Source organism: Acinetobacter sp. CY73 (genome assembly GCF_059515865.1).
Genome location: NZ_JCAKMZ010000014.1, coordinates 39,352 through 56,188, shown reverse-complemented (window position 1 = coordinate 56,188; position 16,837 = coordinate 39,352). Strand labels below are relative to the sequence as shown.

Below are 16,837 nucleotides of genomic sequence, written 5' to 3'. Positions count from 1 at the left end.
TTGATACGCTTTTGGCTAAACATTATTATTAAGTATAGCTAGATTGTACCCATTGTTAACTCTTGTAAATGGCATAAATTAAATTATAAAAAGCAACTTCTAGAATTGAGTAAATGCTGATTTTGATGGATTAATAAAGCATAATTTTTTATAGATGGAATTACAGTTTAAAAATCCCTTTTTTCCATTTGTATCCATTTGTACAATTAGATACAGAAGATGCTCATAATCGCATTATAAAAATCACAGTCAAAAAAAATGATTCTATGGTTGAATCAGCTGATTAATTCGCCACACATAATTAAAAATCAATGCTTGGAAGAATTGACTCATTATGACAAAAGGATAAGTTATGAATTTTACCCACCCCACCGTCGTCACGTTTATATTTTATATAATCGCGATGGTATGCATTGGATTGTATGCATATAGAAAAACCACCGATTTTTCGGATTATATTTTAGGCGGTCGTAGTCTTGGTAGTTTTGTGACCGCACTTTCAGCAGGTGCATCTGATATGAGCGGTTGGTTGCTCATGGGTTTACCTGGTGCTATTTTTCTCACTGGACTTTCTGAATCATGGATCGCGATTGGCCTGATTATCGGTGCATGGTTTAACTGGTATCTGGTTGCTGGTCGTCTACGTGTGCATACAGAAGTACAAAATAATGCCTTAACCCTGCCTGATTATTTTACCCACCGCTTCGGTGATAAAAAGAAACTGCTGAGAATTTCGTCTGCACTCATTATTCTGGTGTTTTTTGCAATTTACTGTGCTTCAGGCATGGTCGCAGGTGCTCGTTTATTTGAAAGTATTTTTGGGTTGTCTTATACCACTGCATTATGGGTGAGTGCGATCGCTACCATGAGTTATGTTTGCATTGGTGGATTTCTTGCCATTAGTTGGACGGATACATTCCAAGCTGGATTGATGATTTTTGCATTGTTACTTGCTCCGTTTATGACGTATTTGGCTATAGGTGATACCACCCAACTGTCGATGCTCATTGAAACCGCTCGTCCACATGCATCCAATATGTTTACAGGCATTAGTACACTCGCTATTATTTCCTCAATGGCATGGGGCTTAGGCTATTTTGGTCAACCGCATATCTTGGTACGCTTCATGGCAGCGGATTCAGTTAAATCCATTCCAAATGCCCGTCGTATTGGTATGATCTGGATGATTTTATGTCTTGCTGGTGCTGTGGCTGTTGGTTATATCGGTATTGCTTACTTCCAACTTCACCCTGAGCTTGCTGCAGCTGTAAATGCCAATCCTGAAACCGTATTTATGGAATTGACTAAGATTTTATTCAATCCATGGATTGCAGGTATAATTTTGGCTGCAATTTTGGCTGCTGTTATGAGTACACTCAGCTGTCAACTTCTGGTTTGTTCAAGTACGCTAACGGAAGATTTATATAAATCATTCCTACGTAAAAATGCCAGTCAAAATGAGTTGGTATGGGTTGGACGCTTAATGGTACTGGCAATTTCAGTGCTTGCTATCATTCTTGCGATGAATCCTGAGAGCAAGGTCTTAGGTTTAGTTTCCTACGCTTGGGCAGGATTTGGTGCAGCATTTGGTCCATTGATTCTATTGTCTCTGTTCTGGAAACGTATGACTTTAAACGGTGCTTTGGTCGGTATGATCGTTGGTGCTGTCACCGTGATCCTGTGGAAAAATACGCTGGGACACCTTGGATTATATGAAATCGTACCGGGATTTGTACTTTCATTGATCAGTATCGTTGTGGTGAGCTTGATGGGTAAAGCACCTGAAAAAGAAGTGACTGATCGTTTCGATAAATCTGAAGAAATTTATAAACGCGAAATGGGTTAATTCTTTTCACTGATAATATTTACACTAAAAAAGAGGCTAAATAGCCTCTTTTTTATTTTCAAAAAATAAGATATAAGCACTGAATCTACGGGCTATTTCGGCTTATAGCTCAATTTAATTTGAGAGCTGTCTTTAATGACTTCCATTACAGGGTAACTACGCGTTTCTTTTACACCAGGAAGTTGCCAAAGCACCTGACCAGAAATACGGCGAAACTCTTCCATATTCGCGCAACAGATCTTGACCAGAAAATCGAAGCCACCACTAATCATATGACATGCCATAATTTCAGGGTATTCAAAAACAGCTTCCGAAAATGCTTCCAGTGCATTCGGTGTGGTTTTATCAAGTAATATCTCCACAAAAACCACAAAATTAGCTCTTAACAAATTGGGATTCAGCTTGGCTTCAAAACCTAAAATATAACCTTCAGCAGTAAGCTTTTGAACACGTGCAAGTGCCGCCGTTGCAGATAAATTGACTGCTTCAGCTAATTTAATATTCGAGATTTTTCCATCTTTTTGAAGAATATCTAAAATTTTAATATCGATGCGGTCGAGTGTCAGTCCATTGTTTGACATAAGTATTATTCTCTAAAGATAAGCCAAAATATAGTGAGTTATTCGTCATATTTTCTGTAATGATAAATTATATAAGGCAAATCATTCAACAATTTTTAATGCTTCACAGGACGTGGATATGAACACCATAAAATCTACTCAAGCCACAATATTAAGCCCTAGCTTTGAGTATATTACCGAATTTAAAGACAAAAATGATTATGAGTCAGCAGTAAATACTGCTTGGCGCCGTGATGAATCTGAATGTATCCAAAACCTGATTCATCACACTGCAATCGATCAAGAATTAAATCAAAAAATTTATGATCTTGCTTTTAATTTGGCGCATAGCTTACGTGATCGCAAAAGCTCAGGTGGTAAAGCGGGCATCGTACAAGGTTTACTACAAGAGTTTGCCCTTTCCTCTCAAGAAGGCATTGCTTTGATGTGTTTAGCCGAAGCACTACTGCGAATTCCTGACAGTGCAACCCGTGATTTATTGATCAAAGATAAGATTAATCAAGGCAATTGGAAAGATCACTTAGGTCAAAGTAATCTGATGTTTGTCAATGCTGCAGCATGGGGATTGATGCTGACCGGTAAGTTGATGGAAACGCCAAAACAACAAAGTCTTTCAAGCATGCTCACCTCCCTACTTGCACGTAGTGGTCGTGGCATTATTCGTAAAGCGGTCGATGTGGCTATGCGTATGATGGGTGAACAGTTCGTCACAGGCGAAACCATTGAAGAAGCTTTAGAACATGCTGAAAAATTAGAAGAAAAAGGCTTCCGCTATTCGTATGACATGCTCGGTGAAGCAGCCCTTACTGAACAAGATGCTAATCGTTATCTCGAAGATTACACGCAAGCTATTCATGCGATTGGTAAAGCATCACAAGACAAAGACGTGTATACAGGTCCAGGGATTTCAATCAAACTTTCTGCGCTACATCCACGTTATCAACGCTCACAAATTTCACGTGTACACGATGAGCTTTATCCGAAGATTCTTGATTTAGCGATCTTGGCGAAGAATTACAACATTGGTTTAAATATTGATGCAGAAGAAGCTGATCGTCTTGAGATCTCACTCGAACTACTCGAACGCCTATGTTTCGAGCCTGCTTTAGCAGACTGGAAAGGCATTGGTTTTGTCATACAAGCTTATCAAAAACGTTGTTTCTACGTGGTTGACTATATTGTTGATTTAGCAAAACGTAGCCGTAAACGTTTGATGATTCGTTTAGTGAAAGGTGCTTATTGGGATAGTGAAATTAAAAAGGCACAAGTGGATGGGATGTCGGACTACCCTGTATTTACACGTAAAGTGCATACAGATTTGTCATACATCGCATGTGCGAAGAAGCTTTTAGCTGAACCAGATTATATTTATCCTCAGTTTGCAACGCATAACGCTCAAACGCTCGCGACAATTTATCATTTGGCAAATCCTGAGCAATATTATGTGGGTCAGTATGAATTCCAGTGCTTACATGGCATGGGTGAACCGCTGTATGAGCAAGTGGTCGGGCCGAAATCTGAAAATAAATTGAATGTCCCATGTCGTATTTATGCCCCAGTAGGCAACCATGAAACACTCTTGGCTTATCTAGTCCGTCGTTTACTTGAAAATGGTGCGAATACTTCTTTCGTCAATCGTATTGCTGATAAAACTTTAAAAATTGATGATTTGATAGAAGATCCTATTCACGAAATCATGCATACAGCAAAAGTGACCTCAAATATTGGTGAAATGCACCCAGCTATTCCATTGCCTATCGATGTTATCCAACCTATACGCCAAAACTCAAAAGGCTTAGATTTAGCGGATGATTCAACCTTAACAGCACTGAATCGTGTCGTTATGGAAAAGGCTGATCAGCAATGGCATTGTCAACCCATGCTTGCGAAAGAACCCTCTTCTCTCAAAACTTCGAGTTCTAGCGCTGAAATTAATTTCGTATCTCAAAAAGATACAGCGATTGCTCAAGCGATTATCAATCCAGCAAACCATACAGATCATGTTGGTACTGTGATTGAAGCGACACATGAACAAGTTGATCAAGCTTTGCAACAAGCTCAAAATGCAAATCAAGCTTGGACATTAGTGTCAAATGAAGACCGTGCAGCAATGTTATTAAAAGCTGCCGACATTATGGAATCACGCATCCAAGAACTCATGGTTTTACTGAGCCGTGAAAGCGGTAAAACCTATGCCAACGGGATTGCAGAAGTTCGCGAAGCTGTCGACTTCTTAAGATATTACGCATCTCAAGCGATTTCATTTGGTCGTCCTACGCAATTAAAGCCTTTGGGAACAATCTTGTGTATCAGCCCATGGAATTTCCCATTGGCCATTTTCACAGGTCAAATCTCAGCGGCATTAGTCGTTGGTAATTGCGTGATTGCAAAACCTGCGGAACAAACACCGTTGATTGCAGGTTTAGCTGTCGGTATTTTACGTGAAGCGGGTGTTCCTGAAGCTGTCTTACAACTATTACCAGGTCGCGGTGAAACTGTAGGTGCTCAACTCTCGAGTGATCATCGTATTCACGGGATTATGTTCACTGGATCGACTGAAGTTGCTAAGATTTTGCAAAAGACTGTGGCGAAACGCTTAAGCCCTTCAGGACAACCGATACCGCTTATTGCGGAAACCGGTGGTCAAAATGCGATGATTGTTGATTCTTCAGCACTCACAGAACAAGTGGTTCTAGATGCTGTCAATTCGGCATTTGATAGTGCGGGTCAACGTTGCTCTGCCCTTCGTGTCCTTTGCGTGCAAAAAGACAATGCTGATGTATTGATTCAAATGCTGAAAGGTGCAATGGCACAATTAAAATTGGGTAATCCACAATTATTAAATACTGATGTCGGTCCTGTGATTGATACCGAGGCACAGCAAAATATTCAAAATCATATTGAAATGATGCGATCAAAGGGCTATCCCGTTCATCAATTTAAGCTTGAAAGCTCAAACAATAGTGAAAATTCCAAAAATCTTGAAAATCTCAACCAAGGTACTTTTATTCCACCGACATTGATCGAATTACCGCATTTAGATGATCTTAAACGAGAAGTATTTGGTCCGGTATTGCATGTGATCACCTATAAATACGGCGAGCTCAATCAATTACTTGAACACATTAATGCCAAAGGCTACGGATTAACGATGGGTTTACATACGCGTATTGATGAAACCATTCAAACCGTAATTCAAAAAGCGCATGTCGGCAACCTGTATATCAATCGCAATATTGTGGGTGCTGTCGTCGGTGTTCAGCCTTTTGGAGGCGAAGGTTTATCTGGGACGGGTCCTAAAGCAGGTGGACCGCTCTACCTTTATAAATTAATGCAACCCAATACGTTAAGCTTTAAACAACCCTTTGGTACGCTCAATCAGCTTACTGTCGCAAACCAAACTGCACATCACACTTCAGAGCATGACCATTCAATTTATGCGATGTTCAGGACTTGGGCAAAACAACAATTCCCTCAAGTTGATTTGACAGAGGTTTACTCTCCAGTCGGTATTTATGAATTACCTGGTCCGACAGGTGAATCGAATCAATATACGGTTTTACCCCGTGAACGTGTATTAAGTATCGCTCAAACTGAACAGCAGTATTTAGCGCAAATGAATACCATCTTCGCTGTTGGTGCTCAACTGACCGTATTGGCGGATCATACTTTTGTGCTCCAACATTTGTCTAAAATGCCTGAGAAATTGCGCCAAAACATTCATAGCATTTCAAATATTGAATCTGGTCAATTTGATGCTGTTTTCCATCACGGTACTCAAGCCCAATTGACTCAGCTACAAGATCAAATTGCTAAGCGCGATGGTGCAATTATTGCGATCAGCCATTTCGAAGAGAATCAAACCCAATTATGTATTGAGCCTTTAATCATCGAACGTGCATTGAGTATTAATACGGCTGCTGCAGGTGGTAATGCAAGCTTGATGACTTTAGAAAGTTAAGGGATTTCTCCAAGTTATTGAATTAAAAAAGCAGTCTCAGGACTGCTTTTTTATTTTGAGTTAATCATCTTAAACGATGCTACTTTCAACTCAGATATTTAATTGTATTGAGAACATATCGTAGATTAGAAATAACCAAGAACAGCATTAGATTTTAAAAATTGAATGGCCCATTTCAGCTCAGTTAATTCCCGTAATAAAAGATTATTTCGATCTATAAAGCAGCTTAAATTCAATCATCTGAAAGAAATATTTTAAACAGAAATACTTTACTTTGGTAGAGCTTGATTCAATGTTTGCAAATAACGTTCCGCATCAATCTTGGTTTCAAAAGCAATCTCATACACACCCGCTTTTTGTAAACTATTCGGCGTATATTCAATATTCACAATAAATTGACCTTTTGCTTCTGATCGTGAAACTCGCACAGCAATAATATGTTGTGCATTTAAATAAAACCCATTTTCTATTTTAACTAACATAGTTCACTCTGACGTTTTTACGATACTCATCCAAAACCTAGATCACTTCAACATGACCAATAAAAACAGGATAGGCTGATATTATTTTGTGTAATTTATCACAATAGCTACATATTATACAAAGTATATCTCAATAATAAGCCATCAATTTTTATAGATTTTTCGATAAAAAACAGCCTGAGAATTCTCAGGCTGTTAGTCAAAATGCGTCTGTTAAATCAAATGCTAATTCATTTTAAACATTCAACATACTGTTTAAAGTTTCACTCACATTCTTCGATTTTACTAGAGGTTTTAAGGCTTCTAAATCAGCTTTGACCTGACTGCGTTGAGGCTCAGCCAAGGTATACCAACGAGACAATACTTGCAGTAAACGAGAACCAATAATCGGGTTCTTTTCATCCAAATATTGAGCCAATTGAATATAGTGCTGAACACCAAAGCTCCACGTATTGACAGGATTGGCATTTAAACCGCTACTGACTGAACGAATGCGGTTCGGCACCGCCAAATCGTAATCAGGATGCGATGTTAAATACTCGATCGTTTGAGCATCTGCTTGCGGATGTGCAGCTTGAACCATAAACCATTGATCCATCGACAATGATTCATCTTTAAAGCGCATGTAAAAATCGATCAATGCCGCTTCAGCTTGAGGTGCATCATTCCAAACCAATACTTTTAGCGCACCTAAACGCTCAGACATATTTTTGGTTGTCTTATATTGAGCATCCGCCAATTCAAATGCAGACGCATCGCCCTGACGTGCAATCATACTCAACATGATATTTTTAAGTGCACGTACACCCATGGCCTGAGAAAATTCTTTTTGTACACTTGGATCAAGACTCAAATAAGTCTCTTTACAGAATGAACCAAATTCTTGAGCAAGCTTAGTCAACAATGCATTACGTTGCTCTTGAATTTTAATGGGTTGATAATCCGAATCAATGCGACTCCCCAAATACCCTTCTGTTGGTACATCAAACAATCGAGAAACCAAGAGTGGGTCTTGATCAATCAAAGTCGGAATCGTTTGTTTCATTGCTTGCAAGTAAATCGTTGCATCATGACCATTCAACAGAATACGCTCTAACAGCGTTTGAGTCGCTTGCCACTGGTTAAACCCATTGGTTTCATACTGAAGTAAGAATGCAAGTTCTTCATCTGAATAGTTAAACTCAAGATTAACTGGTGCAGAGAAATTACGCAGCAATGACACCACAGGTTTTTCTGTTAAGCCTGTAAATTCAATGGTTGCAGTATCTTGGTCAAATAAATAAACGCCATCTTTTACGCCATTTTCAAACAACGCTTGAGAATTCAAGGTGAGCTGTTCGCCTGTTTTAGCATTAAATAATGCCAAAGCGACAGGAATCGGAACTGCTTTTAAATTTGGATATTTGGGATGAGCTTTGAGACTTTGCTTTAAGCTGAGCTTGTAGCTTTGTGAAGCTGCGTCATACTCACCTTGAGCCTCAAGTTTTGGTGTACCTGGTTGGTTATACCAGGTTAAGAAATTAGACAGATCGACACCCGAACCCGCACTCAATGCCGCAACCCAATCTTCCACAGTCACCGCTTGACCATCATGACGACGGAAATATTCATCTGTGCCTTTACGGAATTTTTCTTTACCCAGTAGAGTCGCCATCATACGATTAATTTCAGCGCCTTTCTCATACACTGTCGCCGTATAGAAGTTATTAATTTCTACAAAATGATCTGGACGTGGTGGATGTGACAATGGACCTGAATCTTCCGGGAATTGATGGGCTTTCAGAACCGCAACATCATCAATACGTTGCACCGCAGCAGATTGTAAATCTTCTGAGAAAGACTGATCACGGAAAACCGTTAGACCTTCTTTTAAGCACAGTTGGAACCAATCACGACACGTAATACGGTTGCCTGTCCAGTTATGGAAATACTCATGCGCGATCACCGCTTGAACCCCCATAATCGCAGCATCAGTGGTATATTCTTCATCTGCTAAAACACATGAAGTATTGAAAATATTCAAACCTTTATTTTCCATTGCACCCATGTTGAATGCACTGGTGGCTACGATCATATAATTATCAAGATCATATGGACGACCATAATGCTCCTCATCCCAACGCATAGAATGCTTTAAAGCTTCCATGGCAATATGACATTTTGGAATATCTTTTTCTTCAGCATAAATTTCTAAAGCAACATTGCGACCTTCTGAAGTCACATAATGATCTTTTAATACAGCCAAATCACCAATCACACATGCGAATAAATATGCGGGTTTATGCGTTGGATCTTCCCAAATCGCATAGTGACGACCTTCGCCAGCTTCACCTTTTTCTAGCAAGTTACCATTGGCAAGTAACACTGGGAATTTCTTATCTGCTTCCACACGTGTCGTAAATACGGACAATACATCTGGACGATCAGGATAGAAAGTAATTTTACGGAAACCTTCTGGCTCATTTTGAGTCACGAACAGCCCTTCACCCGCAAGGTATAAACCTTCAAGTTGGGTATTGGTTTCAGGGTGGATCACCACTGAAGTTTCTAAAATCACTTCATCTGGCGCATTCTGAATGACCAATTGTTCTGAATCTAAACGGTATTGCGACGCGTCCAGTAGCTGACCGTTTAATTGTAAGGATTTAAGCTCTAAATCACGACCAAGCAGTACCAATTCCCCTGCGGTTTGACGCTTCATTACCAGCGTTGAATTCACAAGAGTATGATCTGCAAAAACTTGAATATCTAAATGAATTGAATCTACAAGAAAAGAAGGTTTTTGGTAGTCTTTTAAATAAACAGTTTGATCTGCTTCAATCACTGGATTTGCCGCGATATTCATATAATGTCCTGATTCTGTTGTTTAAGCAGAGAAATTCTTCACGATGGCTTCTAATGCAATTTAATTTTTAACACAAAAAATTTGATCAAGCATTTGATCATACGCCAAGATTTATCATCTGTCTGTGCTATTGCCTTTGTGTCTGATATGGGAGCTCAGACTGATTTTTTCAATAAATTTTGAATATTTAGTCGACGTTTGTACTTTTTTTACGCATCACGTATAAGTCATCTAATTGTTTCAAAATACTTCGAGCTTAGACGTCTCCAATCAAACAACTTAAGACTAACGAAAATTAGAAATCTCGATATCTCGCTTGTTTCAACTCCCCACCTTGAAATGTGTATAATCAAAACCACAGTTCATTTTATTGATTAATTTATGCTGCAAATTCTGCAAAAACAGCTTGATGAAAGTACTCGTTGCCCGCTCTGTCAGGCGGCAATGCTGTGGATTGAAGCAGAACAATATGATCAACCAACGCAATTTCATCAATGCTCCCATTGCCAACATCGTGTTTTCCAAGACAATAAAGGCAACTGCCACTGTGATACCTGTTTAGCCAAAAGAAAGAAAATCTTAGCCGAAACACGCGTACAAGAACAGCGCAAATACAGCAAAAAGACCAAAGAAAATTATGAATATGAACTGGATCAATTAAGTTTCATCAATAAACTTTTTTTGCTCAGCATCTTGGATCAACAAGTACGTGAAGGCAGTTTATATCATGAATATATCGACTGGGCTGTCATTAAATACCATCCGATTAGTCCAAATTATCTCTTTCAAAATGGTCTGATTAAAAATCTGCTAAAAGATCAAATTTTAGTGCCGAAAGTATTTTCGGATGAAGTCAGTCAGTACTATTTAAATGTTCGTTTAGATGGCTATTCTGAACCCAGTTTATTTAGTTTGACCCAGCATTTACGGCATTTATTTTTTCATAACTTGACCATGGGTATCCCTTTTAAAGATGCCGATGAAGTGAAAAGTGCCTTATATATGTTGCTATACCAAGAGATTATTCAGTTTGCACAACATTACTGTCGCACTTGGGGTATTCAAATCGCAGGCAATAATAGCTTTCAAGTGTTTTGTTTCCGTCTCATGGATTCACTTGCAGTCGGGCAAATTTATTATATGATCCAAAATGCTTTGGAATATTTACATAAACAAAATGCGTTAAAAGCGCGTAATGAAAACTTCATCAATACCAACTTGCTCAAAAAGACCTTAGAACAATATCGTGAGCGTTCTTTAAATGAAAAGTGGGAAACTTATACCCTACCACGTCCCAACAATATTCCACTGAGTCGTATGAGTGAAATCTTGTTTTATCGATTTCTTGGTTATGATGAGAATATCTTTTTCCAACCGATTTGGCGTTCTTGGAAAAAAATCGAACCTCGATTAAACTTTTATTCTCAAAAGCGTTGTATGCATTGCGGTTCAAATGAACTCACGGTGGAATATGATGCCAATGATTATGTTTCCTTGTTCTGTCGAAACTGTAAACAGCAAGACCACTATTTTACTCGATAAACAGCTTTACTCGATAAACAGCTTCACTCGTTAACCCATTTCATCAGCTAAACTATTTTCACCCGATAAGGGATTATCATGAATCATCCTGAACAACTCTTAACATCAGCGAGCCATCAACTGCAATTGGATACTCAGACGATTTTGCAAATGGTGATTGAAGCATGGAAAGCATTACAAACACAGCAACCTTTGGTGCATTGTATTACCAATACCGTTGCAGCAAATTATGTTGCCAATGTCCTTTTAGCTTCAGGTGCTTCGCCTGCGATGATTGATAATCCTTATGAAGCGGAAGCCTTTGCAGAAATGAGCGGTGCTGTCAGTATCAACTTAGGCACGCCAACCACTGAACAAATGCAAGCCATGACCATCACAGCGCAAACGGCACAACAACATCAAGTGCCATGGGTTCTCGATCCTGTGGGTTATGGTCCTCTTTTAAAATGGCGCTCAGAAAAAGTAGATGAGCTATTAGCATTCCAACCCTCCATTGTTCGTGGTAATGCCTCTGAAATAAGCACTTTAGCTGGCAATCAGGTTCAATCTAAAGGTGTTGATAGCACGTTGAATAGCGCTGAAGTCTATGAGCATGCCAAATCGTTGCTTGCATATAGCGAATGTATTGCAATTTCTGGTGAATCCGACTTTATCATTTCAAAAGAATACAATGCGGTCATTCAAATCAATGGTGGCTCACACTTACAACCTAAAGTGACCGCAACAGGTTGTGCCTTAGGAGCGTTAATCGCAGCTTATAGTGCAGTCAGTACACCAACCATCGCAGCAATTTCAGCGCATGTGCATTTTGCAATTGCAGGAAAACTTGCATTTGAAGAAGCGCAAACGGTTGGCAGTTTTAATGTGGCTTTTATTGACTATATACATGCAATGAATGCGGAAATGTTTGAGGAATATGCAGAGATTCAGGTGCTGAGCTAAAATTTTAATCAAATGTTAGCGCTTCTATGTTCTGCATAATAAAATCTGCATAATAAAAAAGGGTTGATATCTAAACTCATCAACCCTTTTTAAATCAGTACAGTTCAAATCAACGCTAATTATTGTTGCACTTTAATCTTACGATAAATCTCTTTCGGCATTTCAGCAAATTCCACACAGAGTTGTACCTCTAAACCGTCTGCTGTATAGCCTTTAAAAGACTGTAAAAATTCAGACAAATGATCTGTCATTAAATTTTTCTGCTCATCCGTACGACCACTTAAACCTTGTAAACGTACAAAAATAAAAGCCTGATTATTATCACCAAAGCCAATCAAAAAATCTGAGACCGCATGGATTCGAGATTTAATATCAAACTCGTGCCCCACTAATCCTGTATCAAATAAAGCACGGTTAAGTCCAAGCAATAAACTTTGCTTATCCACATTTTTGATATTGTCAGAATAATCTACGAACATTTGTGGCATGACTTCTTTTCCTTACGTTTTAATACATTGCAGTATAAATCTAGATGACAACTCTATTTAACAGCTTACTCTACAAATAAAAGTGCCAATCTCACTTGATCGTAGCCCATACGTGGTGCGGTTGCTTCAACGATAGGACGTAATTTAATACTACCATCTTCATTTAAATGCTCTGGGTTTTGACGCTTCATCAACTTCTTATAGATCTTGCGAACTTGTTCCACCACTTCATCACCTGGATGTGCGACAGAAATATCCAAGCCTTGCTCGCGGTGTAGCTTCGCTAAATGATTGATAATGGTCGCTGGCGTTAACCCGCGTTCAACCGCAATATCTTGAATTTCATAACCACCCATAAACAGTTCTTTGGTTTCATCCAAGGTGGCTGTTGCATAATTCTGCTTACCCGCATTCTTGGCAATTTTCTTTTCATTACGCGTAATTTCAGTTTCATTCAGCGTTCCGCCACAGTGGCGAATAAAGGCTTTATGCTGTGCTTCTAAATTCACATCTGCATAATGAGTTTCAGCCTCTTCGGATAACTCTTGAAAACGGCGGTCTGCTTTAATGGCAAGACTATCCAGCTCTAAAGCTTGCTCATTAAACCCAAGTAATCGCAGCCCATTGATCGATTTTAGACGAGAAATTGCGACATAACCTTGCCCTTTCTCAAAGGTATGCGACAAATTAATTTCAGCTGCTTCCAAGGTCATGCCTTGAGATTTATGAATGGTGATCGCCCACGCCAAACGAAGTGGGACTTGAGAAAAACTGGCGATAGTTTTTCCTGCATCATTATCCACTGACCATGTTTCAGGCTCAACCAATAAGACTGTTCCATCGGTTAATTTTACTTTAGGTAAAATACCGTGATCATCTACTTCTTCAAAACCAATCACTTCACCCAAACTGCCATTGATATAGCCCATGTCAAAGTTGTTTTTGACAAACATGACTTTGGCATGTTTTTTTAGAGTGAGTTCTTCGGGTGCACGAACTGAAGACTTTAAAGTTTCAATCAGTTTGTCATTACCATCCATCTGCGCACAGAACTGATGTCCATCACCATCAATCTCATTTAAATGACGATAGTTAATACTATCGACATCCATATTATGGGTATATAGGCGTGTGAAAGTCTCACCAATATCTTGCTGACGTGTTTGTTCTAAAGCTTGAATATGTTGTTGATTAATACTTTGTGAACGAATGGCATTTAAAATATCATTGAGTGCCGAATCATCCTGACGATGTTGCTCAGTCAAATAACAAACACGAAATTTTGCCTCAACCCAAGCTTGCGACATAAAACAGAATTTATCGCGATTTTTCTCATCATTGCGTCCTACAGGCGGCAACTGAAAGAAATCCCCTGCAACAATCACTTGAATACCACCAAAGGCATCATCAGATTCTTTAAAAAATTTGAGGACTTGATTGACCAAATTCAATTGTTTGGCATGCAACATGGATATTTCATCAATAATCAGTACTTGGGCATTTTCTAAATGCTCTTTGAGGTATTTACGCTCTTTCATACGCTTTAAGTCATCATCTGACAAAAAGTCTTTAATCCCAATACCCGCCCAAGTATGAATGGTCATGCCGTTCATATGCGTTGCAGCGATCCCCGTTGATGCAGTAATCGCTACAGGAACTTTGCGGGCTTTAAGATAATTAATATATTGGTTTAAGGTATAGGTTTTTCCTGCACCAGCGGAACCTGTCAAAAAGACACTTTCACCTGCTTTCATGAGTTTTAGTGCAGTTTCTTGCTTCATAACAACCTTAACCTTATCAGACCGTCATAGACTAACGATTTTTGCATTAAAAGTTAAGTTCAAATTCAGATTCTGCGCTCGTCTTGAGGGTATTTACACACTTTAAAGATCGAGTATGGGGTTTAAATAAATACAATCCTTTCATGCGAAATGTTAAAATAATCCTCATCAAAAAATATTAGATTTAAAATATCTCCCCTTTACAATCATAGCCTTTAAACTTTATTGAACTTTTTGCTCTTTAAAGTCCCAAATTAAATGCTGATTGACCTTATCAATAAAAGCTTGGGCTTCTTGCTCCGTTTTTTGATCTGCAACTTCATTATTCGGCAAACGCAGCTGATCAAAATGCAATTGATCAAATTTATAGAAACATCCTAAGGTGAGATGAATATTTTCATCTTCCAAATGGGTCATATGAAATGCCACATATTCACCTGCTGCGATTCGCTCTGTATAAGACAACGCTAAGCAATGTTTGAATCGAATAGATTCATGAATAATCATGTCTAAATCATTGAGCTCTTCAAACTTCCAATGCTCAGTAAACATGACGTGTTGTGGACTCACTCTTTTCCATGAAGTAATGGATATTCTTTTACGTAAATGACTCAGCGTTGCATCAAAATATGCTTGCTGATGCCAACGCACAGCTTGTTGAAACAGCCCACCCCACGTCAGATTTTTAGGGAAACTTGCATGATTCGAAAATAAATCATTTAAAAAATCTGCGACATAAGAGTCAAATACACTGATCGGTTGATCAATTCGTGTGGATGGATGTTTAAAATGTTTTCGAAATTGTTGTGCATCGATTTGATTCTTTTTGAGCAAATGTTGAAAGCGTGGATTTTGTTGCATCTGCGGATGCATAAACTGAATCAATTCTTCAGGTAGATCTTGTATGCCTCTTTGCAAAAAGAGCATATACGCATGAATCACACGAGATAAAGCGCTATAAACCTGTTTGGCAATACGTTGATCATCTTTGCTCAATAAAAACAGTAAATTCAGCCATTCTTCTGTATATAAAACTGAATTTGTAATTTGTATCTTATTTTTAATGTGTGGATTTTGCTGTGTCGTTGATTTTAAAATATATGGGTGGACAGCCTGAGACTTCGGCTCTGCTTCATTAGAATAACTTATCCAATGATGCTGAAGTGCAAAATGACTCATTTCAGCGACAAACCAATGTGCGACCACGGATTCAAAATACTTTAAGCTGTGTAAAATAACCTGTGGATGAATCTGACTGGTGTCCATAAAACTGATTGCTGTCACTGAAATTCGAACATTCAAGTGATCCAAATTCTGAGCGACCCAATCGATCACCTGCTGATCTTGTTTAAATAACCAGTTCACCGTTCGTTTATAATAAAACAAAGGGAAAATATTTGAGATTCGTTCATCCCAATACACGGATTCAGTGGTGATAAAATTTTTCTTACTGAATATATCTTTATACTGCCAATAGCCCCGTTTCATCCACTGAGTAAAACCCAATAAATGTGGTTGTTCTTTAGCATGATCTAATAACAATTTAAAGTCATTTTGATGTTCAACGACTTGAGACAATGTAAATTGATCTTCAAAAGCCGATTCTACAATACGATATAACGGTTTTGGCATGAACTGAGCCGCTGAAAAACACAGTTCGTCATAATGAGGAATCAGTTGCTGAACAGGTAAAAAATTTGACCCTAAGACCGAATTGACCAAACTCAAATGCTTAAAATTCAATTCAACATCTAAAGGAATTTCTTTACCAAATTTTGCAAAATCAGTGAGATGCGCTTCTTCGTAATAACCCGCATCTAGCATGATTCGATCAATCACTTCGGCTTCAGCTACGCTCAAATTATATAAAAAATGCTCCACACGATTTTCGCCATCCACCCACTTAAACACTTCTTCAACCAAAAGCTGTCTAAATAACTGAACCTTGGTTTGTAAAAATAATGAATGCTGTGCTTTTAGATCTCGAATCAAAAAGGTCATTTTGTCAAAAACAAAATCGATGATGTTATCGATATTAATATTTTTATGACTACTCGATACTTGTACTAAGGATTTTATATTTTCTGAAAATTTAATTTTAACCAGTCCATCTGCAATCAATAACTGTTTATTTTTTGCATCGATCATCCATAGATTTTGTGGTGTCAGTGTCCACAAATAAAACCATTGATCTTGAAACAACTGTTTCAAGGTCGCTGAATGATCCAATAAGCTTTGAGCTGTTTGTTGGTGATTCTGATTCGGTGTTTTAAGCATGTTTTTGACTCATGGCAGCACCCAATACAGGCAGATAGTGAAAGAAGATGAATCTTAAACATTATTATGCATTTAGCAAATGGAACCGTTCA

At 38.5% G+C, this 16,837-nt stretch carries 10 protein-coding genes; 4 read left to right on the top strand and 6 right to left on the bottom strand.

Annotated elements, in window-relative coordinates; all coding sequences use genetic code 11:
- Window positions 1-352 precede the first annotated feature (352 nt).
- Complete coding sequence (putP, locus tag AC5YD2_RS08470) at window positions 353-1,846, top strand: sodium/proline symporter PutP (RefSeq protein WP_496125916.1); 1,494 nt, start codon at window positions 353-355, stop codon at window positions 1,844-1,846.
- Window positions 1,847-1,938: 92 nt separating this feature from the next.
- Here the strand turns inward: putP and AC5YD2_RS08465 are convergent, their stop codons facing one another.
- Window positions 1,939-2,427 carry an Lrp/AsnC ligand binding domain-containing protein gene (locus AC5YD2_RS08465; RefSeq protein WP_496125915.1) on the bottom strand — a complete coding sequence of 163 codons (489 nt, stop codon included), beginning with the start codon at window positions 2,425-2,427 and terminating at the stop codon, window positions 1,939-1,941.
- Between the two features lie 118 nt (window positions 2,428-2,545).
- On the opposite strand from AC5YD2_RS08465, the gene putA reads away from it, so the two are divergent.
- Window positions 2,546-6,388, top strand: coding sequence for a trifunctional transcriptional regulator/proline dehydrogenase/L-glutamate gamma-semialdehyde dehydrogenase (gene putA, locus AC5YD2_RS08460; protein WP_496125914.1), 3,843 nt, complete (start codon window positions 2,546-2,548; stop codon window positions 6,386-6,388).
- A 269-nt stretch (window positions 6,389-6,657) separates the two neighbouring features.
- On the opposite strand, the gene AC5YD2_RS08455 is transcribed toward putA, so the two are convergent.
- Window positions 6,658-6,870, bottom strand: a complete 213-nt coding sequence (locus AC5YD2_RS08455) for a hypothetical protein (RefSeq protein ID WP_496125913.1) — start codon at window positions 6,868-6,870, stop codon at window positions 6,658-6,660.
- Window positions 6,871-7,105: 235 nt separating this feature from the next.
- Window positions 7,106-9,715, bottom strand: coding sequence for an aminopeptidase N (pepN, locus tag AC5YD2_RS08450; RefSeq protein ID WP_496125912.1), 2,610 nt, complete (start codon window positions 9,713-9,715; stop codon window positions 7,106-7,108).
- A gap of 381 nt (window positions 9,716-10,096) precedes the next feature.
- Here pepN and AC5YD2_RS08445 point away from each other — a divergent pair, with 381 nt between their 5' ends.
- The gene (locus AC5YD2_RS08445) at window positions 10,097-11,257 is read left to right on the top strand and encodes a hypothetical protein (protein ID WP_496125911.1); all 1,161 of its coding nucleotides are present in this window, start codon (window positions 10,097-10,099) and stop codon (window positions 11,255-11,257) included.
- 78 nt (window positions 11,258-11,335) lie between these two features.
- Window positions 11,336-12,199 (top strand): hydroxyethylthiazole kinase, encoded by an 864-nt coding sequence (gene thiM, locus AC5YD2_RS08440; RefSeq protein WP_496125910.1) that lies wholly within the window; start codon window positions 11,336-11,338, stop codon window positions 12,197-12,199.
- Window positions 12,200-12,318: 119 nt separating this feature from the next.
- Here the strand turns inward: thiM and AC5YD2_RS08435 are convergent, their stop codons facing one another.
- The 3 genes from AC5YD2_RS08435 to AC5YD2_RS08425 form a co-directional block, all read right to left on the bottom strand.
- Window positions 12,319-12,687 carry a 5-carboxymethyl-2-hydroxymuconate Delta-isomerase gene (locus tag AC5YD2_RS08435; RefSeq protein WP_496125909.1) on the bottom strand — a complete coding sequence of 123 codons (369 nt, stop codon included), beginning with the start codon at window positions 12,685-12,687 and terminating at the stop codon, window positions 12,319-12,321.
- 65 nt (window positions 12,688-12,752) lie between these two features.
- Entirely contained in the window at window positions 12,753-14,468 is a 1,716-nt protein-coding gene (locus AC5YD2_RS08430) for an AAA family ATPase (RefSeq protein ID WP_496125908.1), read from the bottom strand.
- A 222-nt stretch (window positions 14,469-14,690) separates the two neighbouring features.
- Window positions 14,691-16,745 (bottom strand): hypothetical protein, encoded by a 2,055-nt coding sequence (locus AC5YD2_RS08425; RefSeq protein WP_496125907.1) that lies wholly within the window; start codon window positions 16,743-16,745, stop codon window positions 14,691-14,693.
- Between the last annotated feature and the right edge of the window lie 92 nt (window positions 16,746-16,837).